The 20,870-nt window shown below is 61.1% G+C and carries 17 protein-coding genes and 2 riboswitches; of the genes, 12 read left to right on the top strand and 5 right to left on the bottom strand.

Features of this window, described 5'->3' with window-relative positions; genetic code table 11:
* The 3 genes from selD to AACH39_RS05390 all read left to right on the top strand — a co-directional run bounded on the left by selD (window position 1) and on the right by AACH39_RS05390 (window position 3,329).
* Complete coding sequence (selD, locus tag AACH39_RS05400; protein ID WP_338621062.1) at window positions 1–1,041, top strand: selenide, water dikinase SelD; 1,041 nt, start codon at window positions 1–3, stop codon at window positions 1,039–1,041.
* Window positions 1,042–1,157: 116 nt separating this feature from the next.
* Window positions 1,158–2,810 carry a methyl-accepting chemotaxis protein gene (locus tag AACH39_RS05395; protein WP_215782067.1) on the top strand — a complete coding sequence of 551 codons (1,653 nt, stop codon included), beginning with the start codon at window positions 1,158–1,160 and terminating at the stop codon, window positions 2,808–2,810.
* A gap of 327 nt (window positions 2,811–3,137) precedes the next feature.
* Window positions 3,138–3,329, top strand: coding sequence for a hypothetical protein (locus AACH39_RS05390; RefSeq protein WP_338621061.1), 192 nt, complete (start codon window positions 3,138–3,140; stop codon window positions 3,327–3,329).
* Here the strand turns inward: AACH39_RS05390 and AACH39_RS05385 are convergent.
* Window positions 3,326–3,919, bottom strand: coding sequence for a nucleotidyltransferase family protein (locus AACH39_RS05385; protein WP_215782069.1), 594 nt, complete (start codon window positions 3,917–3,919; stop codon window positions 3,326–3,328). The genes AACH39_RS05390 and AACH39_RS05385 overlap by 4 nt on opposite strands.
* A 234-nt stretch (window positions 3,920–4,153) precedes the next feature.
* On the opposite strand from AACH39_RS05385, the gene AACH39_RS05380 reads away from it, so the two are divergent.
* Window positions 4,154–5,971, top strand: a complete 1,818-nt coding sequence (locus tag AACH39_RS05380; protein ID WP_338621060.1) for a sigma 54-interacting transcriptional regulator — start codon at window positions 4,154–4,156, stop codon at window positions 5,969–5,971.
* Here AACH39_RS05380 and yqeC read toward each other — a convergent pair.
* On the bottom strand, window positions 5,940–6,761 hold the full coding sequence (gene yqeC, locus AACH39_RS05375; protein ID WP_338621059.1) for a selenium cofactor biosynthesis protein YqeC: 822 nt from the start codon (window positions 6,759–6,761) through the stop codon (window positions 5,940–5,942). The genes AACH39_RS05380 and yqeC overlap by 32 nt on opposite strands.
* 151 nt (window positions 6,762–6,912) lie before the next feature.
* Here yqeC and yqeB point away from each other — a divergent pair, with 151 nt between their 5' ends.
* Both yqeB and AACH39_RS05365 read left to right on the top strand, forming a co-directional pair.
* The gene (gene yqeB / locus AACH39_RS05370) at window positions 6,913–8,496 is read left to right on the top strand and encodes a selenium-dependent molybdenum cofactor biosynthesis protein YqeB (protein ID WP_338621058.1); all 1,584 of its coding nucleotides are present in this window, start codon (window positions 6,913–6,915) and stop codon (window positions 8,494–8,496) included.
* A 278-nt stretch (window positions 8,497–8,774) separates the two neighbouring features.
* Window positions 8,775–10,205 carry a nucleobase:cation symporter-2 family protein gene (locus tag AACH39_RS05365; protein ID WP_338621057.1) on the top strand — a complete coding sequence of 477 codons (1,431 nt, stop codon included), beginning with the start codon at window positions 8,775–8,777 and terminating at the stop codon, window positions 10,203–10,205.
* Window positions 10,206–10,286: 81 nt separating this feature from the next.
* Here the strand turns inward: AACH39_RS05365 and AACH39_RS05360 are convergent, their stop codons facing one another.
* The 3 genes from AACH39_RS05360 to eno (AACH39_RS05350) form a co-directional block, all read right to left on the bottom strand.
* Window positions 10,287–10,709 carry a hypothetical protein gene (locus AACH39_RS05360; RefSeq protein ID WP_338621056.1) on the bottom strand — a complete coding sequence of 141 codons (423 nt, stop codon included), beginning with the start codon at window positions 10,707–10,709 and terminating at the stop codon, window positions 10,287–10,289.
* Between the two features lie 108 nt (window positions 10,710–10,817).
* Entirely contained in the window at window positions 10,818–11,348 is a 531-nt protein-coding gene (ppa, locus tag AACH39_RS05355; RefSeq protein WP_338621055.1) for an inorganic diphosphatase, read from the bottom strand.
* 60 nt (window positions 11,349–11,408) lie between these two features.
* Window positions 11,409–12,674 (bottom strand): phosphopyruvate hydratase, encoded by a 1,266-nt coding sequence (eno, locus tag AACH39_RS05350; protein ID WP_338621054.1) that lies wholly within the window; start codon window positions 12,672–12,674, stop codon window positions 11,409–11,411.
* Between the two features lie 290 nt (window positions 12,675–12,964).
* Window positions 12,965–13,027: riboswitch (Fluoride riboswitch) on the bottom strand.
* Window positions 13,028–13,177: 150 nt separating this feature from the next.
* Window positions 13,178–13,240: riboswitch (Fluoride riboswitch) on the top strand.
* A 51-nt stretch (window positions 13,241–13,291) separates the two neighbouring features.
* Between eno (AACH39_RS05350) and crcB the strand changes: the two genes are divergently transcribed.
* The 6 genes from crcB (at window position 13,292) to ygfM (ending at window position 20,869) form a co-directional block, all read left to right on the top strand.
* A complete protein-coding gene (gene crcB / locus AACH39_RS05345) occupies window positions 13,292–13,675 on the top strand; it encodes a fluoride efflux transporter CrcB (RefSeq protein ID WP_215782077.1) in 384 nt (127 codons plus the stop codon).
* A 16-nt stretch (window positions 13,676–13,691) separates the two neighbouring features.
* Complete coding sequence (locus AACH39_RS05340) at window positions 13,692–14,015, top strand: DUF190 domain-containing protein (RefSeq protein ID WP_215782078.1); 324 nt, start codon at window positions 13,692–13,694, stop codon at window positions 14,013–14,015.
* 20 nt (window positions 14,016–14,035) lie between these two features.
* Window positions 14,036–15,301 (top strand): phosphopyruvate hydratase, encoded by a 1,266-nt coding sequence (eno, locus tag AACH39_RS05335; protein WP_215782079.1) that lies wholly within the window; start codon window positions 14,036–14,038, stop codon window positions 15,299–15,301.
* Window positions 15,302–15,587: 286 nt separating this feature from the next.
* Window positions 15,588–18,692, top strand: a complete 3,105-nt coding sequence (gene ygfK, locus AACH39_RS05330; RefSeq protein ID WP_215782080.1) for a putative selenate reductase subunit YgfK — start codon at window positions 15,588–15,590, stop codon at window positions 18,690–18,692.
* A gap of 5 nt (window positions 18,693–18,697) precedes the next feature.
* Window positions 18,698–20,023: a putative aminohydrolase SsnA gene (gene ssnA / locus AACH39_RS05325; RefSeq protein ID WP_338621053.1), complete on the top strand. Its 1,326-nt coding sequence runs from the start codon at window positions 18,698–18,700 to the stop codon at window positions 20,021–20,023.
* A 36-nt stretch (window positions 20,024–20,059) separates the two neighbouring features.
* Window positions 20,060–20,869, top strand: a complete 810-nt coding sequence (gene ygfM, locus AACH39_RS05320; RefSeq protein WP_338621052.1) for a molybdopterin-dependent oxidoreductase FAD-binding subunit — start codon at window positions 20,060–20,062, stop codon at window positions 20,867–20,869.
* Window position 20,870 lies beyond the last annotated feature (1 nt).

The following is a 20,870-nucleotide window of genomic DNA, read 5'->3' as shown; positions in this document are numbered from 1 at the left end:
ATGGCTGAAATCAAGTTGACACAATTGTCTCACGGCGGTGGATGCGGGTGCAAAATTGCGCCCGCGGTCTTGCAGTCCATTCTAGCTGATGCCCGCGACAAAACACCCTTTCCGGATTTGCTGGTCGGCGCAGAAACCAGTGACGATGCGGCGGTCTACCGCCTCAATGACCGGCAGGCGATTGTCGCTACCACCGATTTCTTCATGCCGATTGTCGACGATGCCCGCGATTTTGGCCGTATCGCCGCCACCAATGCGCTGTCCGATATCTATGCCATGGGCGCCACGCCGATCATGGCGCTGGCCATTGTCGGCATGCCGGTCAATGTGCTGCCGCTGGAAACCATCCGTGCCATTCTGGCCGGTGGTGAAGAAGTCTGTTCGGCCGCCGGCATTCCGATTGCCGGCGGCCACTCCATCGATGCCCCTGAGCCGATCTATGGCCTGGTGGCACTGGGTGTGGTCGATCCTGCCCAACTCAAGCGCAACAGTGGTGCACGGGCCGGGGATGTGCTGATTCTCGGCAAGCCGCTCGGCATTGGCATGCTGGCTCAGGCGATGAAGAAAGGCCTGCTGGATGCCGATGGCTATCAGGCGCTGATCAATGTGACCACGCGGCTGAACAAGGTCGGCAGCGAGCTGGCGGCCCTGGATGAGGTGCATGCGCTGACCGACGTCACCGGTTTCGGCCTGTTGGGGCATTTGCTGGAGTTGTGCCGCGGCGCCGGATTGGGGGCGGCGCTGGATCTGTCCGCGCTGCCGGTCATTCCTGCCGTGCGCGCGTTTGCCGAGCAGGGCATCGGCCCGGGCGCCATCGAACGCAATCTGCAAAGCTTTGCCGCCGAGCTCGACATGCCGGACAGCGCGCCAGCGTGGCAGCGCCGTCTGCTGGCCGATCCGCAGACCAGTGGCGGCTTGCTGGTCAGTGTGGCACCCTCTGCCGCGGCGCAGGTGCTGCAACGTTTCCATGCCGCCGGATTTGCCGAGGCAGCGGTCATCGGGCAATTGACGACCGGCGCAGTGCGCGTGGTGGCGCGCTGAGTGCCGGATCCAGTGGCAATGCCATCCAGTCAGGAGGAAATACGACTAAATTGAAGCTTGAATGCAATAAAAAGCTGCTATGAACAATAAAGATGCGGGCCAATGAGGAACTTACAATGAAAAATCTTAAAGTCAGACAGGTCCTGTTGCTGATTGCCGCGGTGGGGATCGTGGGCATGCTGCTGGTAGCCGCCATTGGCGTATACCAGCTTAATGCACAGCAAAATCGTGCAGTCGCCGGGTTTGGGCGTGCCGGCGAGGACATGCATATCTTGCTGGAGGTTGAGTCCGCCAGCCTGGAGTTCAAGAAGCAGGTGCAGGAGTGGAAGGATATCCTGCTGCGCGGTAATGATCCGGCTAAATTCGACAAGTACTACGGCAATTTCCAGACCCGTGAAACGGCGATGGATGAGCATCTGCGCAAGGCGCAGGCAGGACTCAAGGGCCAGGGCCATGACGATCTGGCAGCCGAAATCGACGGACTGCTGCAAACCCACAAGGATTTCGGCCAGAAATATCGTGATGCGCTCAGTCACTATGACAAGGCGGATCCCAATGCCTCGCATGTGGTCGACAAGCTGGTCGCTGGCATGGACCGGCCGATGACCGAGGCGCTGAGCAGCTTTGGCCAGAAAATCGAGAAAGCCTCGCTGCAGTCCGCCGATGATGAAATCGCCTCCCTGGCCACGGCGTTCAATGCTTCGCTGGTGATGTTCGGGGTGATTCTGGCCGTGGTCATGGCCGGTGTGATGGTGATTGTGGTCTCTGCCACCCGGGCGATTCTGTCGCAACTGGGGGGCGAGCCGAGTGATGGCGCCCGTGTGGCCCAGGCCATGGCCTCCGGCAATCTGGCCGTGAGCATCAAGGCCTCCGGCGGGGTGGATAGTCTGATGGCCTCGATGGAGACCATGCGCGTCGGGCTGCGCAACATCGTCAGCAATGTCCGTACGGTGTCGCAGGGCTTGTCCAGTGCTGCCCTGCAGCAGTCGAAGGTGTCCGAGCAGGTGGCCACCAGCTCGCATCATCAATCCAGTGCATCATCCAGTGTCGCCGCCGCCATCGAAGAGATGTCGGTCAGTATCCAGCATGTTTCGGACAGTGCGCGCGAGGCCAAGGAAATCTCCGAACAGATGAAGTCGCTGTCGGGCGAGAGTGGCGCGATGCGCGCCATGGTGGCCGACATGCAGTCGTTGTCGCAGTCCGTGCTGTCGGCGCAGGAGATGATCCGCGAACTGGGCACCCAGTCGCAGCAGATCCAGAGCATCGTGCTGGTGGTTCGCGATATTGCCGACCAGACCAACCTGCTGGCCCTGAATGCGGCCATCGAGGCGGCACGGGCCGGTGAGCAGGGGCGGGGCTTTGCTGTCGTGGCCGACGAGGTGCGCAAGTTGGCCGAACGCACGGCACAATCCACGGTGGAAATCTCGCAGATGGCGGAGAAGATCCAGAGTGGGGCGACTGCGGCCATCTCCGGCATGGAGGGCGCAGCTCAACTGGTCAAGACCGGTTCCGAGCGCGCAGGTCAGGCGGTGGAGTCGGTTCAGGAGATTAATCAGGGCGCAGAACGCATGATCCGTGGCGTGACTGAAATCCACCATGCGCTGTCCGAGCAGAGTATTGCCAGTCATGACGTCGCCACCAGTGTCGAGCGCATTGCCCAGTCCGCACAGGAAAATACCGCCGTCGTCGATCTGGCGACAGAGGCGGCCAAGCAACTGGAGCAGTTGGCGCGGGATCTGGAGAAAGAAGTCAGCCGCTTCGCGCTGTAAATGCCGAGGCAGAAAAAAGCAACCCGGCCCAGGCCGGGTTGCTTTTTTTGCGGGTGACTCAGGAGGGCGTTGGGGACGTGTGTGCTGCTCTGCCGGGTGGGGGAGATAGACCGATGAATATAAAAATGTTTGACACGAAGGAATTTTTGTGAGAATGTATCCGACAGAGTTAAGCTGTGCATAAGTTGTTAAAGTCTCGACGTTCCCCTTCCAAGCGGTACTTCCGGTTTTAATCCCATAAGCGCCTCCTGTCTCTCGACAGTGTTTTTGCGCCCTGCCTGTTAACTCCATTCAAAATTCTAAATACACAAAGAAATGGATATTCCTATGATGATGCAAATCAGTCAGTTGCAACCCGGTTTTCGTATTGACGAACATCGTGATAATGGCGAAGTCGCCTCGTTTGAAGTGACGCAGGTGCGTTCGCTCGGCCGTCGTGTCGAAGTGACCTTCCGCTCGATGTTTGGTCTGGAAAGCGCCGTGTACATGGCCGACGCCTACCTCAACGCCAGCCGTTAAGCCTCATTCGACCTTCTGCCCGCCAGATGTGCGGGCAAATCGATATCACACACCACCGCCGCATCGTTGATGGCCAGCTGGCAGACTTCGTTGTCTTCCAGCAGGCTGCGTGCGCCCTGATCGCCCGTCAGTGCCATCAAGCCTGCCCGCATGCTCATGGCAAAACCGACCGGGTGCCCCGGCAGGTCGCCATACTGCGGGCGGACGATCTCGTGTTCGCGTAGCGCCGTGGCCACCTGGCGGAACACCTCCGGCGTGACAAACGGCATGTCGGCCAGGTGAATCAGCCAGCCTTGCCAGTGGCGCGTGGCGCTGACGCCCGCGGCAATCGAGTCACCCAGCCCGTGGCTGGCCAGCAGGGTCAGGGGGATTTGCAGCGCACGGCACAATTGCAGGACGGCAGTATTGTCCGGACGGGTGACGACATGCACCGGCAGGCCGCTGTCCAGTGCCTGGCGCAAGGTGCGGGCAAAGACAGTCTCTTCGCCATTACCCCCCAGCACCGCATTGAGCTTGTTACCCTCGCCGCCGGCCTGGATAAAGCGCTCGCCTCGCCCGGCAGCCGTGATCAGAATGCCTGTCTGGCCCATGCCACCTCCTCGTCAAATATTCCCTTATTACATTTTTGCGACGGATTTGCCGGGTTTTGCGCAAATCATCTGACCCAGATCAGATTGTTTTGCGACAACCGGCCATGCCGTGCCACCGCTGCCGCAAAAGTCGTATTCTGCTGATTGTCTTTACATGATGATAATGCCGCGGGCCGAACCGCACGCCACTCATCGCATGGCGCCAGTGGATCATGACCCGAGGGGGTAATGTTCATGATGTCAGCAAGCAATCAGCTGTTGTTGATGCAAATCCAGCCAACCATTTTGCGTTTTACCAAAATGCTGGCGAATGTCCTGCAGCTCGAAGTTGAAATCGTCGATGCCAACCTGATTCGTCTGGCTGGTACCGGGCCATTCGGCAGTGGTTTTGGTCGCAAACTGGAGGGGGATTCGCGTCTGTTGCGCTATGTGATGGAGCAACAGTGCGAAAAAGTCGCCATCAAGTCACGCGAAGACCCGATCTGCCAGGGCTGTGCCACGCGAGACAGTTGCAAGGAGATGGCGTTTCTCGGCGTGCCGATTGTGGTCAATGGGGTCTGTATCGGTGCCATCAGCCTGGTCGCGCTCACCTGTGCCCAGCAGGAGCGCCTGCAGCAGAATCTGCAGGAGGTCAGCGACTATGTGCGGCATATCTCCAGCATCTTTGTCTCCAAATTGCTGGACGCGCCGGACTGGAGCGAAGGCGATAAAAAACTGTTCCTGACGCTGATGACCCGCATGGCCCAGGGCGGCTTGTTGCTGGACGAGCACGACCGTGTCGTCTTTGCCAACGAGATCGCCCTGCAGCAACTGGGCTGCGATCCCAGCCTGGTAGGTCAGAAAATCAGCTTGCGCGCGCTCACCTTTGGTCAGCAGGGCTTGTCCGGTCATGTCCAGCATGTGGTTGATCTGGGGCAGCGACAGGCGCTGGTGATCGGCCAGCTATTCCAGATTCAGGGTCAGCAGTTGTTCCTGATGTCGCCGCATCAGGCCAATGTGGCCCAGGTCGCGCCGCGTGCCGACGATCCCTGTGCCATTGACAGTCTGATCGGCGAGAGTGCGCCGATGCGGCGGCTGAAAATCCTGATCCACCGTATCGCCCAGAGCCCGTCCAGCGTGCTGATTACAGGCGAAAGCGGCACCGGCAAGGAGGTGGTGGCACAGGCCATTCATCGCCTCAGCCCGCGCAGCGACAAACCCTTCATTGCCATCAACTGCGCCGCCATCCCGGAACAGCTGTTGGAAAGCGAATTATTCGGCTACACCAAGGGCGCCTTTACCGGCGCCAACAGTGCCGGCAAGCAGGGGCTGATCCAGGCCGCCCATCAGGGGACGCTGTTTCTCGATGAAATCGGCGACATGCCGCTGACCATGCAGGCCAAGCTGCTGCGGGTGCTGGAGTTGCGCGAAGTGACCCCGATTGGCGCCAGCCGGCCGATTCCGGTCGATATCCGCATTGTGGCCGCCACGCACCAGCACCTCGATCAGTACATCGCCGAAGGCAAGTTCCGCGAGGATCTGTATTACCGCATCAATGTCATTCCGATCGAACTGCCGCCGCTGCGCGAGCGCGAAGGAGATATCGAACGGCTGATCCACCACTTCCTGCAGCAACATACCCGGCGCATTGGCTGCGTTTATCCCGGACTGAGTGCCGAAGCGCGCCAGATGCTGAGCCAGTACCGCTGGCCGGGCAATGTGCGTGAGTTGAGCAATCTGGTGGAGTACCTGGTGAATGTCATCCAGGAGGGCGACATCATCGACTGTAGCTTGCTGCCGCCAAACATTTTGCGCGGCCAGAGTGTGCCGCCCCGTCCGGCCGCCGCGCCGGTCTCCACCCCCCTGACCGCGGCACCGGCCTGTGCCGCACCTCATGCCGAGCCGCCGCCGGTGGTCATGGCAGACAGCGGGCTGGAAAGCATGGAAAAGCAGATGATCGAGGAAACCCTCAGCCGGGTCGGCAACAAGAAACTGGCCGCCCAGGCGCTGGGGATCGGCATTGCCACCCTGTACCGGAAGATCAAGAAGTACGCGATTGAGGTGCCGGAGTAGGGAGGAGCAGATGGCGGATGGCGGGTGTTTCCCGCACGGCGCCCTGCCAGATTGCCGTCAGGGCCGGGTGCCGGCTCAGCAGTCGCGCCAGATCTGCCAGCCAGGCCGATTCGTGCTGGTGTTCGCCATGGACGAACCAGATGCGTCGCGCCTTGTCGGGACAGCCCTTGAACAGCCCCTGCGGGTGCGACAGCAGGCCGTCCAGCAAGGCCCAGTCGAGCGGCTGGCCGTGGACGATGCCGGTCAAGCTCTGCAACGCGTCCCAGCGATGTACCCGGTCTGGCGTCAGCGCTGTACCCAGCAGCGCCGAGCCCAGCAGCGAGATCACCACATCGCTGCCGGCCGGGATGCAGGGCTCGTGCTGCGCCGGAACCTTGAACAGTTTCTGGTGAGCGCCATCAGCCTCGACCAGAATCACGTCGAACCGGCGCTGAAGTCTGAGCTCGTCCAGTTGCGCCGGCGCCAGGCCGATCACCTTGCCGCTGCTGGCATCGTGGCCGGCAAACCAGGCTTGAGTGCCGCCGGCGGGCACGGGGGGGCAGGGGCCGAAGTGAAGCCTTGTCACCTGATCCGCTGTCGGCAGATACATGCGCGTGGTGGTGCTCAGCAGCACGTTCAAGCCTTGCTGCTGCAACACCCTGGCCAGCCAGAACAGTGTCGAGGTTTTGCCGCCGGCACCGCACAGGCTGATCAGCCGGCAGTCGCCGGGTGTCAGCGGCCCCAGGCAAGCCAGCCAGCTGGCTTCGTCCGGGCAGGACTGGACATGGATGGCATTCTCAAAGTGATACATGGCGAGATTGGCTTGATATGAAATCAGTGTCGCCGATTATAGCGGTGTACGTGCCAGGCTGATACGACAGCCTGGCGGGACACTGGCGCAGAATTTGCTGTTGAAGTAGGGCGCCGCCCGGAGCGGTGCGCTGACAGGAGAGGTGTGCCGAATGAATCTGTTTGCTCATGCAGCCAGGCTGGAACAGGAAAATCGTCCGTTTGCCCTGGCGCATATCGTAGAAAGTCGGGGCTCGACACCGCGCCACAGTGGTCAGATGCTGATCGAAGCCGATGGCAGGACGGTAGGCACCATTGGTGGCGGCATGATTGAGCGTCGCGTGATCGAAGAGGCCATGCAGGCCATCATCGCCCGTGCGCCACGCATGGTTCACGGCCGCATGACCCGTACCGGCGAACATGCCGTCGGCTCGGATTGCGGCGGGGCCATGTCGGTCTATATCGAGGTTTTCGGCCAGCGGCCGCGGCTGGTGCTGATCGGCGGTGGTCACGTCAATCGCGCCCTGGCGCAGGCGGCTGCGCCATTGGGTTATGAGATTCATGTCGGCGATACCTTTGCCGGCAATCTGGATGCAGCGCTGTTTCCCGCCGGTACGCAGCTCGCCCATGGCGAGACCATGAGCGAATTGCTCGACCGCCTGCCGCTCGAGGCCGATGCCCAGGTCATCATTGCCACCAACCATCAGGACAAGGAAGCGCTGGATAAGCTGATTGAGCGTCCCCTGGCCTATCTTGGCCTGTTGGCCAGCCGGCGCAAGACACTGACTTTCATCCAGGCGCTGCGCGAAGCCGGTACCCCGGAGGCTTGCCTGCAACGCCTGTACGCGCCCATTGGCTATGACATTGGTGCAGAGACACCGGAAGAAATCGCCATCAGCATCCTGGCGCATCTGCTGCAGGTGCGGCATGGCGCCCCGGGCGGCCTCAAGCAGGATGGACTGCGCCGGCATCGCCTGGTGGTGATGCGTGGCTCGGGCGATATTGCCAGCGGTGTGGCGCTGCGCCTGCACCAGGCCGGCATGCGCGTGCTGATGCTGGATCTGGCCCGGCCGACCGTGATCCGGCGCAGTGTGGCCTTCGCCCAGGCCATGTTCGACGGCGAAACCATGGTGGAGGGCGTGCAGGGCAAGCTGGCCCACTCGCTGCCCGAGGCCATGAGCCTGCTCGACAAGGGCATCATCCCGCTGCTGGTCGACGAGCATGCCGAATGCCTCGAGGCGCTCAAGCCGGATGTGCTGGTCGACGCTATCCTGGCCAAACGCAATCTGGGTACCCGGCGTGACATGGCGCCCTGCACCATTGCCCTCGGACCGGGCTTCGAAGCCGGTCGTGACTGTGATGCCGTGATCGAAACCAACCGCGGCCACTACCTCGGCCGGGTGATCTACCAGGGCGCGGCGGCACCGAACACCGGCGTGCCGGGCAATATCGAAGGCTTTACCAGCGAGCGGGTCATCCGCTCTCCGGTGGCCGGGGTGTTCCGCGCCAATGTACGGCTGGGTGAGCTGGTCCAGGAGGGCGATATCATGGCCTGGGTGGGTGAGGCACCCGTACCGGCCCCGATGGCCGGCATGGTGCGCGGTCTGCTGCACGACGATATTGCCGTACCCGAAGGTTTCAAGATCGGCGATATCGATCCGCGAGGAGCCCGGGCCGATTACACTACCGTTTCTGACAAGGCGCGAGCCATTGGTGGCGGTGTGCTGGAAGCCATTTTGCATCTTGTGACCCCCTGATCTGCCCGCAGAAGTCTGTCGGCCTGACATCATCGTGTCAGGCCGAACCTCTCAAACTGATACAACCCATTCGCTTGATATAAAAACAAAATTGCGCCATGTCCGCCCCGTGGCGGCAGCATACCTTGCCCCTGCAAGGTTTTCTCGCGGAATTTCATTGCTTTGTCATGGCTGGCCTGCTTCTTGCTGAAGTCGGTGCAACCCTGGCCTGCGCATCGTGGTTTTGTGCCGTCGGCCTGCACCGTTTTCTTTTGATTTTCTTTGCAGGGAGTGAAGAAATGTCTGACATGCCTGGCGGTGAGATTGACCTGATTTTTTCCCTTGATGACAAACCCCCGTTTCTGCAGACCCTGACCGGGGCCCTGACTCACCTGTTTGCGATTCTGGTACCCATGGTGGCGCCGGCACTGATTGTCGGCGGCGCGCTCGGGCTGTCGAGCAGCACGACCGGCTATCTGGTGTCGATGGCGATGATTGCCTCCGGCATCGGTACCTGGCTGCAGGTGAATCGGTATGGCCGCGTCGGCTCTGGCCTGTTGTCGATTCAGTCAGTGAATTTCTCCTTTGTGACCGTGATGATTGCGCTGGGCAGCGCCATGCGCAAAGACGGCCTGCACGAAGACCTGATCATGTCGACCTTGCTCGGGGTGTCCTTTGTCGGCGCCTTCCTGGTGGCGGGCGCCTCATTCGTCCTGCCCTATCTGAAGCGCGTGATTACCCCGACGGTCAGCGGCGTGGTCGTGCTGATGATCGGCCTGAGCCTGATCAAAGTGGGCATGATCGACTTTGCCGGTGGCTTTGCCTCCATGGGCAACGGGACCTTCGGCAGCTATCAGAATCTTGGTCTGGGCCTGCTGGTCGTTGTGGTGGTGATCGCCGTCAACAGCAGCAAGCGTCCGATGCTGCGCATGAGCGGCATTGTGGTCGGCATGATGACCGGCTATGTGGCGGCGCTGGCGCTCGGCCTGGTGGACTTCTCGGCCATGATGAACAAGCCGCTGATCACGGTGCCGGTACCGTTCCGCTTCGGTTTTCACTTTGATTTTCATGCCTTCCTGGTGGCCGGCGTGATTTATCTGCTCAGCGTACTGGAAGCCGTCGGCGACATTACCGCGACCGCCATCGTGTCGCATTGCCCGATCAATGATGACAACTTCACGCGCCGTCTGTCGGGCGGTGTGCTGGCCGATGGTCTGGTCTCGGTGATTGCCTCGGCGCTCGGTTCGCTGCCGCTGACCACCTTCGCCCAGAATAATGGCGTGATCCAGATGACCGGGGTGGCCTCGCGCCATGTCGGCAAATTCATCGCCGTGATTCTGGTGCTGATGGGATTGTTCCCGGCTGTCGGCTGCTTCTTCACCACCATCCCGCAACCAGTCATGGGCGGGGCCACCATCCTGATGTTCGGCATGATCTCGCTGGCCGGTATCCGCATCATCCTGTCCGGCCCGACCGGTCTGGACCGCCGTGAAACCCTGATCGTCGCCACGGCACTGGGGCTGGGGCTCGGCATTTCCTATCAACCGGACGTGTTCCACGCCTTGCCGCCGGCCATCGGCATGCTGATGGAAAACCCGATTAGCGCCGGCGGGCTGATCGCCATCGCCATGAACCTCTGCCTGCCGCGACGCGATGCCGCCGCTCGCCCGGTTGCTGCGGCCAGCAACCAGCCTGTTGCCCAGGTGTCGACCGAGGTGATTCACGGTTGAGTCGAAATACCAGGGTCAGACGGCCCGCTGCGAAGGCAGCGGGCCGTTTTGTTTGAGCCTGTTTGGATGAGGGCGCTGAGACTATTCGGGAAGCGCAATCGCGATTCCCGGCTGCCGCTGCAGCGGCCAGATGCCGGATAGCGGATCCGCGCAGGGGGCCAGCGACACTGTCCCGTGCGCGGCAGACCGCTTGGCTGCTACACTTTGCAGACCGCTACCGCACCGATCATGCAACGTTTTGCGTTGCTGCTGATAGGCGCGTTCGTATGGCTGCAGTGACGCTTGTGCTGCATTAACCTGCTCGGCGACCTGAGGCAGGGGCGTGGGGGACCGCAACATGAAATGCTCGCTCAGTCCCTTGACGGTGAGGTGGTCAGGGGCATGACTCAGGTCCGCAGGCAGCGTCAGTTGCCATCGAGTCGGTTGCAACGGAAACGTCACGTCCCCAGCCTGGACCTGATAGGGCAACAGACACAGCAGGGGGAGGGTAAGGCGTCGTATCATGCGATCTCCTTGTCAGCAATCGGTGCGCCATTGGAACAACGGCAGAACCAGTCCGTTCCCATGTCGCGCTGTACGAAAGCCCGGTCAGCCGGTGTCTGTCCCTTTTTGCTAGGGCGCCTGATAGCGTTGCACACTCTCGATGATTTCTGCCCGGGCCGCTTCCAGATCGTCCCAGCCATGCACCTTGGCCCATTTTCCGGCTTCGAGATCCTTGTAATGGCTGAAAAAGTGCAGCGTTTGCTGCAGCAGGGCCTGCGGCAGGTCTTCCAGGCTGCGAATCGTCGCCGTCATCGGGCAGACTGCATCCAGTGGCACGGCGACCACCTTTTTGTCGATGCCGTGTTCATCCTCCATCTTCAGCAGGCCAATCGGCCGACAGGGCACCACCACACCGCCCGGCAGCGGGAAGGGCGCATGCACCAGGACATCGGTCGGGTCGCCATCCTGCGACAAGGTGTGCGGGACGAAGCCGTAATTCATCGGATACTGCATGGACGTCGAGAGGAAGCGGTCAACAAACAGGGCGCCGGAGGTCTTGTCCATCTCATATTTGACCGGCAGTGCGTTGGCCGGGATTTCCACGATGACGTTAAAGCTGTCCGGTAACAGATCACCGGCCTGGATGTGAGCGATATTCATAAAAACTCCTTGAGGTGTAAGGGGCCGGCAGTCTTGCTGCCGGCAGTGAGTGACTGCGATTCATCGGCCATACACGGCTCTGGCGCCCAAATGGCGCTCGATTTCCAGCAGCCGGTTGTATTTGGCCATGCGTTCAGAGCGGCAGGGCGAGCCGGTTTTGATCTGACCGCCGCCCATGGCCACGGCCAGGTCGGCAATGAAACTGTCTTCGGTTTCGCCTGAGCGGTGAGAGACGACATAGCCCCATCCCGCCCGGCGACACAGCTGGATGGCCTCGAGGGTCTCGCTGATCGTGCCGATCTGGTTGGGCTTGATCAGGGCTGCGTTGCAGCTGCGGTCCTGAATGGCTTGCTGAATGTACTGAGGATGGGTGACCAGCAGGTCATCGCCGACAATCTGAACCCGGTCTCCCAGTTCGGCCGTCAGTTGCCGGAAGCCCTGCACATCCCCTTCGTGGTGTCCGTCCTCGATGGAAACGATCGGATAGCGATCCAGCCACTGACTGAGCAAGCTCACCATGCCGGCGCTGGTTTTTTGGCCTTGGCCGCCGCGCTGCAGGCAATAGTGACCATCCCGATAGAACGAATTGGCGGCAATATCCAGTGCGATGGCGATATCCCGTCCCGGCACATAACCGGCGCGCTCGATGGCCATGACGATCAAATCGCAGGCTTCTTCATTGCAGGTAACGATGGGCGCGAAACCGCCGACATCACCGACGCTGGTCGTACAGCCATGTTGGGCCAGCAAGGTTTTCAAGGCCCGAAAGGTTTCTGCGCCATAGCGCAGGGCCTCGGCGAAGTTCGGTGCGCCCAGCGGATAAATCATGAACTCCTGGAAGTCGAGTCCGGAGTCTGCATGCTTGCCGCCATTGAGCACGTTCATCATCGGAATGGGGAGGTGCGTGGCACCGATGCCGCCGAGGTAGGCATATAACGGCAGATTTGCGCTTAGCGCGGCCGCCCTGGCCACGGCCATCGAGACGCCCAGCATGGCATTGGCGCCCAGTACGGCTTTCTCGGGGGTGCCGTCGCACTCGATCATGCGGTGATCGATCTCGGCCTGCGCGCAAGGATTCAGGCCCTTGAGCAGTGGTGCGAGATGGCGATTAACGTTGTCGACGGCCCAAAGCACCCCCTTGCCCGCGTAACGGCTTTTGTCCTCATCGCGCAGCTCGACGGCCTCATGACTGCCGGTCGAGGCACCGGACGGGACGGAGGCACTGGCCGACACGCCATGATCGAGATAGACATGGACTCGCAGGGTGGGGGTGCCGCGTGAGTCGAGGATTTCCTGCGCCTCGATCGCCTGGATCTGTGCGCTCATTTCAGGATGCTCCGTTCCCGGCGCCATGGATGCCGACTGCCTGCACAGACTGTATGGAGCAAGGGGAAGGGGGGAGGTGGTGCGGCGGGCAGGCGCCTGCGGCCAGTACGTTAACGGGGAGGGCCGTCTGTACTGAACGGCAATGCAATGTGCGTGCCGGCGGGCGTCTGTCCGAGAAGGACAGCCGTACGTCAGGACATGATGAAATCAACGCCGAAACAGCGTAAGGGAACAACTGGGTAAACATGACACCCCCTGGCAAGCATGCTGAAGACAGCGCTCAGTTCGAGCGCGGCACAGACATCATCAGCCACCAGGCGGTTACAGGGAGGAATGTCATCTCCGGGGGATATCATAACGCAGAATCATGAGAAAAGTGAATGGCATTGATTTAAAAACAGAAATTCTCTTGTGCCTTGCCGGGCGCCACCATCCGGCACAATCGCCAGCCAGAATGATTCTTAACGATTACCCGGTTTTCATTTTTTTTCGTCGGGTGTATATTTGGCTTCGGAGATGACATTCCTCCTTGTAACCGCCTGGTGGCTGATGATGTCTATAGACCTGCTCTGAGCAAGAGCAGCGTGTATTCATCGCGCCCTACAAGGAATGTTGTCATGCTCTACTCTCTGCTTGCCATTAGTGTTGGTGCCACCCTGGGTTCTGTTCTGCGCTGGGTGCTCGGCCTGACGCTCAATACCCTGTTTCCCACGCTTCCCCCTGGTACGCTGGCAGCCAACCTCATCGGCGGCTATCTGATCGGCCTTGCTGTCGCTTTCTTTGCCAATCATCCCGATGTGTCGCCGGTCTGGCGTCTGCTGGTCATTACCGGTTTTCTCGGTGGTCTGACCACCTTCTCAACCTTTTCCGCCGAAGTCACGACACTCATACAGCAAGGTCGCTTGCTGTGGGCCGCGGGTGAAATCGGTCTCCATGTCATCGGCTCCGTCCTGATGACCTCACTGGGCATTGCCACGATCATTGCCATCAAACACGCCTGAATTTCGGAGAAATATCATGAACGGTTATCAAGTCACGTTTTTTACCCAGCAAAACCGCAGTCATGCCGGCTTCCCGGTGGCCGAGTGGCTGGTTCGCGAAGCCCGGAAATTGAATCTGGAGGGCGCCACCATGGTGACGGCTGCAGAAGGACTGGGGCGGGATCACAAAATCCATGCGGCCCGGTTTTTCGAGCTGGGTGACCAGCCGGTGGCGGTCACGCTCGCCATGAGCGAAGACCACTTGCCGGTCTTGCTGGCCCGGCTGCAGCAGGAGCATCTCAATCTCTTTTACATCAAGATGCCGATCGAATACGGCTTCACATGCCCGCAACAGGCTTGAGCCGACAGGAGGACTGAACGATGACGGTAACCATTCAAACCATTCAGGCGCTGGAGATCCTCGACTCGCGGGGCAATCCGACACTGCGGGTCAATATCCGGCTGGACAACGGCCTGACTGCCTGTGCTTCGGTGCCTTCCGGCGCTTCAACGGGCGAAAACGAGGCGGTTGAGCTGCGTGATGGCGATGCGCAGCGCTATGGTGGCAAAGGCGTATTAAAAGCCATCGACAACGTCAATCGACACATTGCGCCGCTGCTGCAGGGGCGCGACCCGCGAGATCAGGCGGATATCGATTACCGTATGATCGAGCTGGATGGCACGGACAACAAGGCGGAGCTGGGCGCCAATGCCATTCTGGGCGTCTCCCAGGCGGTGGCGCGGGTAGCGGCCCGCCAGGCGGGTCTGCCCCTGTATGCCTATCTTGGTGGTGTCGGTGCAGTGCACCTGCCCAAGCCGATGATGAATGTGCTCAACGGTGGCAAGCACGCTGATTCGGGGCTCGATTTTCAGGAGTTCATGATTTATCCCATTGGCGCACCGAGCTTTGCCGAGGCCCTGCGCTATGGCGCAGAAACTTTTCATGTCCTGAAAGGCATGCTGGCAGAGCGCGGTTATGCCACCAGTGTCGGCGATGAGGGCGGTTTCGCACCCAAGGTCAAGCGTAATGAAGAAGCCTGCGACCTGATCGTCGAGGCCATCGAGCGGGCCGGTTATGTCCCGGGCCGCGATATGGCCATTGCGCTGGATCCGGCGGCCAGCTCCTTTTATCTGGACGGGCGCTACTGTCTGAGCCGCAGTGGTCAGGGGGAGAAGAGTGCCGAGGAACTGGTTGCCTTGTTTCAGGACTGGGTGGATCGCTATCCGATCGTCTCGATCGAGGACAGCCATGATGAAAATGACTGGGATGGCTTCCGGCGCATGACCTCGGCGCTGGGCGACCGGATTCAGATTGTGGGCGATGATAATCTGGTGACCAACACCCGCTTCATTGCGCGGGGTATCCGCGAAAAAGCCTGCAATGCCGCCCTGATCAAACTCAATCAGATCGGCTCGGTGACCGAAACCATCGAGGCGATCCAGCTCTGTCGCAAGGCAGGGTGGGGCTATGTCATCTCACATCGTTCCGGAGAAACCGAAGATACCTTCATGGCCGACTTCGCCGTGGCCATGGGGGGTGGGCAGATCAAGTGCGGCTCACTATGTCGCTCCGAGCGTATCGCCAAATACAACCGTCTGCTGGAAATCGAGCACGAGCTGGCCGGTCGTGCCGTGTTTGGCGCCTGAAGTTCCCGCTGCACCGTCGGGTGGGCAGGTGCTCACCCGACGTCACCGGTCGATTCTCAAAGTGATAAACCACCCTATTGATTTGATTCTCACCCGGGGAAAACGCCCGGGCATGCCTGGCCGGCCGCAGGGACATCCCCGGCAAAGCCTTGCTGCATAAGGGTCCGCTGATTTTGTTGTCGCGATCCGGCGGGCTGGCGCGTTTTTTGCTCAATCTGAAGCGGTACCTGACCCACGCACACAGGGCAGGGGTCGTTCACGACAAGAGCAGAATACGGAGAATGTTATGGGTGACATCATGCGGCCTGTTCCCTTCCGGGAATTCCTGACGCGCATCGTCGACGAGTTCGCGCAGTCGCAGTCGATTTTTGGCATTCCGGCCACGCAGTTCTATCGCAAGATCGACGAGCGCAAGATTCGCGTCTTTGGCGAGAGCTGCGAAACACCCGTCGGCCCCGCTGCCGGCCCCCATACCCAACTGGCACAGAATATCGTGGCTTCATGGCTCGCCGGCGGGCGCTTCATGGAGCTGAAAACCGTTCAGATCCTCGATCGGCTGGAAATCGAAAAACCCTGTATTGATGCCGAGGACGAATGCTTCAACACCGAGTGGTCGACCGAGTTCACCCTGCCCAAGGCCTGGGATGAATATCTGAAAGCCTGGTTTGCCCTGCACCTGCTGGAAGCCATCTTCGATCCGCGTCAGCCGGGTGAAGAAAAGTCGTTCATCTTCAACATGAGCGTGGGCTACAACCTGGAAGGGATCAAGCAGCCGCCGATGCAGCAGTTCATCCACAATATGATGGATGCCGGCCACCACCCGCGCTTTGCCGAGTATCGCGCCTTGCTGGCCGATCTGCTGGCCGATGAGACCTTCCTCGGCAAGATGGGCTTGCAGGCGCGACGTGCCGAGCTGCAGCAGTTGCCGCAGCAGATCGACGGGCGCATGGTGCAGGGGGTGACCCTGTCGACCATGCACGGCTGTCCGCCGGACGAAATCGAGGCGATCTGCAGCTATATGCTGAGCGAGAAGGGCATCAACACCTTCGTCAAACTCAATCCGACCCTGCTGGGCTATCAGCGCGTGCGCGAGATTCTCGATGGCTGCGGTTTCGACTATATCGGCCTGAAGCCGGAGTCGTTCGAACACGACCTGCAGCTGGACCGCGCCCTGGCCATGCTCACCCGCCTGATGAAACTGGCGGCCGACCAGGGCCTGACCTTTGGCGTCAAACTGACCAATACCCTGGGTACCATCAACAACAAGGGCGCCTTGCCGGGCGGCGAAATGTATATGTCCGGCCGGGCGCTGTTCCCGATCTCGATTAATGTGGCTGCCTTGCTGTCGCGCCACTTCCACGGCCAGCTGCCGATTTCCTATTCCGGCGGGGCCAGCCTGTTCAATATCCGCGATATTTTCGAGACCGGTATTCGCCCGATCACCATGGCTACCGATCTGCTCAAGCCGGGCGGCTACCTGCGTCTGGCCGAGTGCATGCGTGAGCTGGATCGCTCCGAGGCCTGGGGCATGCGCCATGTCGACGTCGACAAGCTGTCGGCGCTGGCTGAACGCGCCCTGACCATGGAATACACCCACAAGTCGTGGAAGAGCGAGGAACGCATCGACACCGGCGAAGCCCTGCCGATGACCGATTGCTATGTCGCGCCGTGCGTCACGGCCTGTCCGATCCATCAGGACATTCCGGAATACATTCGTCTGCTGGGTGAACAACGCTATGTCGAGGCGCTGGAACTGATCTATCAGCGCAATGCCCTGCCGGCGATCACCAGCCATATTTGCGACCATCAGTGCCAGAACAACTGCACCCGGCTGGATTACGAAAGCCCGCTGAATATCCGCGAGCTGAAAAAGGTCGCACTGGAAAAAGGCTGGGACGAGTACAAGGCCCGCTGGGTCAAGCCGCTCGACAGTGCGGCCAGGCCGGTTGCCGTCATCGGTGCCGGGCCGGCCGGTTTGTCGGCAGGCTATTTCCTGGCACGAGCCGGGGTGCCGGTGACCATTTTCGAGCGTGAAGCCAATGCCGGCGGCGTGGTGAAGAACATCATCCCGCGCTTCCGCATCCCCGCTGAAGTCATTCAGCGCGATATCGATTTTGTCGCTGAGCATGGCGTGAAGTTTGCCTTCGGCTGCGATCCGGCGCTGAACGTGGATCAACTGCAACAACAAGGCTTTGGCTATGTGCTGGTCGGTATCGGTACCGACAAGAACAGTGGCATGCGGCTGGATGGCGATCACCCGCGTGTCCACAAGTCCTTGCCCTTCCTGCGCAGTTTCAATCAGGGCCAGCCGTTGCCGCTTGGCCGCCATGTGGCGGTGGCCGGTGCCGGCAATACTGCCATGGACTGCGCCCGTGCCGCGCTCAAGGTGCCAGGCGTCGAAAGCGTGACCGTCATCTATCGTCGCAGCGAGCAGGAAATGCCGGCCGCCCGCGAAGAGTATCTGGAAGCGCATGAAGACGGCGTGAAGTTCCGCTTCCTGGCCAATCCGGAACGCTTCGATGCCGACGGCACGCTGACCCTGCGGGTCATGGCACTGGGCGAGCCCGATGAACAGGGCCGTCGTCGTCCGCAGCCGACCGAAGAAACCGTGGTGCTGCAGATGGATGCGCTGATTACCGCCATTGGCGAGCAGGCAGATGGCGCCGCCCTGGCCGCCCTTGGCGTGCCGGTGGATGACAAGGGCCATGCCCATGTCGACCCCGCCACGGGCGAGACCCGGCGTCAGAATGTGTTCCTGATCGGTGACGTGCAGCATGGCCCGGCCACCATCGTGCGCGCCATGGCTGACGCCCGTCATGCGGCCGACATGATCCTGACGCGCGAGCATCTGCAACGTCCGCAACCCTTGCATGTGGCCAGCGTCGATACTTCGGCCATCTTCCGCCGCAAGGGTGTACTGGCCGTCGCGCAGACCGGCAGTGCTGCACGCGATGCCTTTGTGGCGCAGGAAAGCCATCGTTGCCTGGAATGCAATGTGTTCTGTGCCAAGTGCGTCGACGTGTGTCCGAACCGGGCCAATGTCTCGATCGCCGTCCCGGGCTTCCGCAACAAGTTCCAGACCCTGCACCTGGATGCTTTCTGCAACGAGTGCGGCAATTGCGCGCAGTTCTGTCCATGGCAGGGCAAACCCTATCAGGACAAGGTGACGGTGTTCAGTCTGCCGGGGGATTTCGCCAACAGTCGCAATCCGGGCTTCTATCTCGGTGACGATGGCCAGTTGCAGGTGCGCCAGGGAGGCGAGGTCTACCGCTTGCAGATCGGCGAGCATGGCGAGATTGCCCATGTTCCCGCGGAACTGAGCGAAATGTGCCGCATCATCAGCCACGTGCATGCCCACCACCACTACCTGCTTGGCCGGGTCGAGGAGTAAGCACCATGTATATCCTGAAAAATGTCACGGCCGCACAACTGGAACCGGCGCTGCTGCAGGAAGGGGTCGACATCGCCATCGAGGGCGACCGCATTGTGGCGGTCGGTCCCGATCTGCTGTCGGTGTATCCGGGCAGCCGCTACAAGGAGATGGGCGGCAAGCTGGTGATGCCGGGGCTGGTATGTGCGCACAACCATTTCTACTCTGGCCTGGCACGCGGCATCATGGCGCGCATCGCTCCCTGTCCGGACTTCATTTCCACGCTGAAGAACCTGTGGTGGCGACTGGATCGCGCGCTGGATGAAGAATCGCTGTACTACAGCGGTCTGATCTGCTCGCTGGAAGCCATCAAGAGCGGTTGCAGCGCCGTCATCGACCACCACGCGTCCCCCTCAGTCATTGCCGGTTCGCTGGAGATCATCAGCCGCGGCTTCCGCGAGACCGGTCTGCGCGGCATGACCTGTTTCGAAACCACCGACCGCAACGGCGGGCTGGCCGAGATGCAGGCCGGGGTGGAGGAAAACATCGCCTTTGCGCGTCAGATCGATGCGGCACGCGCCCGGGGCGAGCCCCACCTGGTGGAAGCCCACATCGGCGCCCACGCGCCCTTCACCGTGGGCGAGTCCGGCATGGCCATGCTGCGCGAGGCCATCCAGGCTACCGGTCGTGGGCTGCATATCCATGTGGCCGAGGATGGCTATGATGTGTCGCACAGCCATCATCACTACGGCAAGGATCTGATTGCCCGGCTGGATGATCACGGCCTGATCAACGACAAGACACTGATCGGTCACGGTCTGTATCTGTCGCACGAAGACATCGGCATCCTCAACCGGCGCGATGCCTTCCTGGTGCATAACGCCCGCTCCAATATGAACAACCATGTCGGCTACAACCACCACCTGCCCGAGTACCGCAATCTGGCCCTCGGCACCGATGGCATCGGCGCGGACATGTTCGAAGAACTGAAGTTTGCCTACTTCAAGCACCGCGATGCCGGCGGCAGCCTGTGGCCGGACAGCTTTGCCCGCTTCCTGGCCAATGGCAACGAGCTGCTGGCACGCAACTTCGGCGCCCGCTTTGGCCGCCTGGAGGCGGGCTATCAGGCTGACCTGACCATTTGTGACTATGTCAGTCCGACCCCCCTGGTGGCTGCCAATTTGCCGGGCCATCTGGCCTTCGCGCTGAATGCGGGTCACGTCAACAGTGTCATGGTGGCCGGTCGCATGGTGTATGAGGATCGTGCTTTCGCCCTGGATGTCGCGCCGGTCTATGCCCGCGCACGCGAAGTTGCACAAGGTTTGTGGCAGCGCATGGATGCATTGGCTTAATCGGCTGGACAATGCCCGTAGCATGTGGTGCGCCGCATGGCGCACCACCACATGGTGACGGGGGAGATTGAAATGATCGAGCAATTCTATCGACCGGAAACACTGGAGCAGGCGGTGGCGCTGAAAGCGCGCCATGGTGACCAGGCGGTCTATCTGGCGGGGGGCAGTAAACTGAATGCCACCCCGACGCGAACCGACAAGACCATCGCCATCGCCCTGGATCGGCTGGGCCTGGATCAGGTCAGCCAGACGGATGGCGCGTTGCGTATCGGTGCGACCATCACATTGCAGGCCTTGCGAGATCATCCGCTGGCTCCCCCGGCGCTGCGTCAGGCGCTGGGTTTTGTCTATTCGCGCCACCTGCGCAATCAGGCCACGCTGGGCGGAGAAGTCGCCGCGCAGGGGCATGATCCGGTGTTACTGCCCCTGCTGCTGGTGATGCAGGCCGAATTGCTGCTGGAGGATGGGGTGCGTGTTCCGCTGGAAACCTATCTGGCCGGCCCGCGCGAGGCGCTGATTCAGGCCATCGAGCTGCCGCGGTCCCGGCAGTGCTGTGCCACCCGACGCGTGACGCGCAATGCCGATGGCGTCAGCGTGGTGACGGCGGCCGTGGCGCTGGAGGACGGTGGTGCCATGCGGCTGGCGGTGTCGGGCGTGGTACCCGGCGCACTGCGTCTGCATGCCGTCGAGCAACGCCAGTTGCAGGGCGAAGCCCTGGAGCAGGCCGTGCGCGCCGCCATCACCCCCTGTGACGATTTTGTCGGCAGCGCCGCCTACAAACGTTATATCACCGGGGTCGTTCTGGCCGATCTGCTGGCGGACTGCCGGCAGCAGAAGGAGCAATGAC

This window comes from Paludibacterium flexuosum (genome assembly GCF_037076605.1).
Lineage (GTDB): Bacteria > Pseudomonadota > Gammaproteobacteria > Burkholderiales > Chromobacteriaceae > Paludibacterium.
The sequence above is the reverse complement of the archived record's forward strand: the minus strand, read 5'-3'. Positions and strand labels throughout refer to the sequence as shown.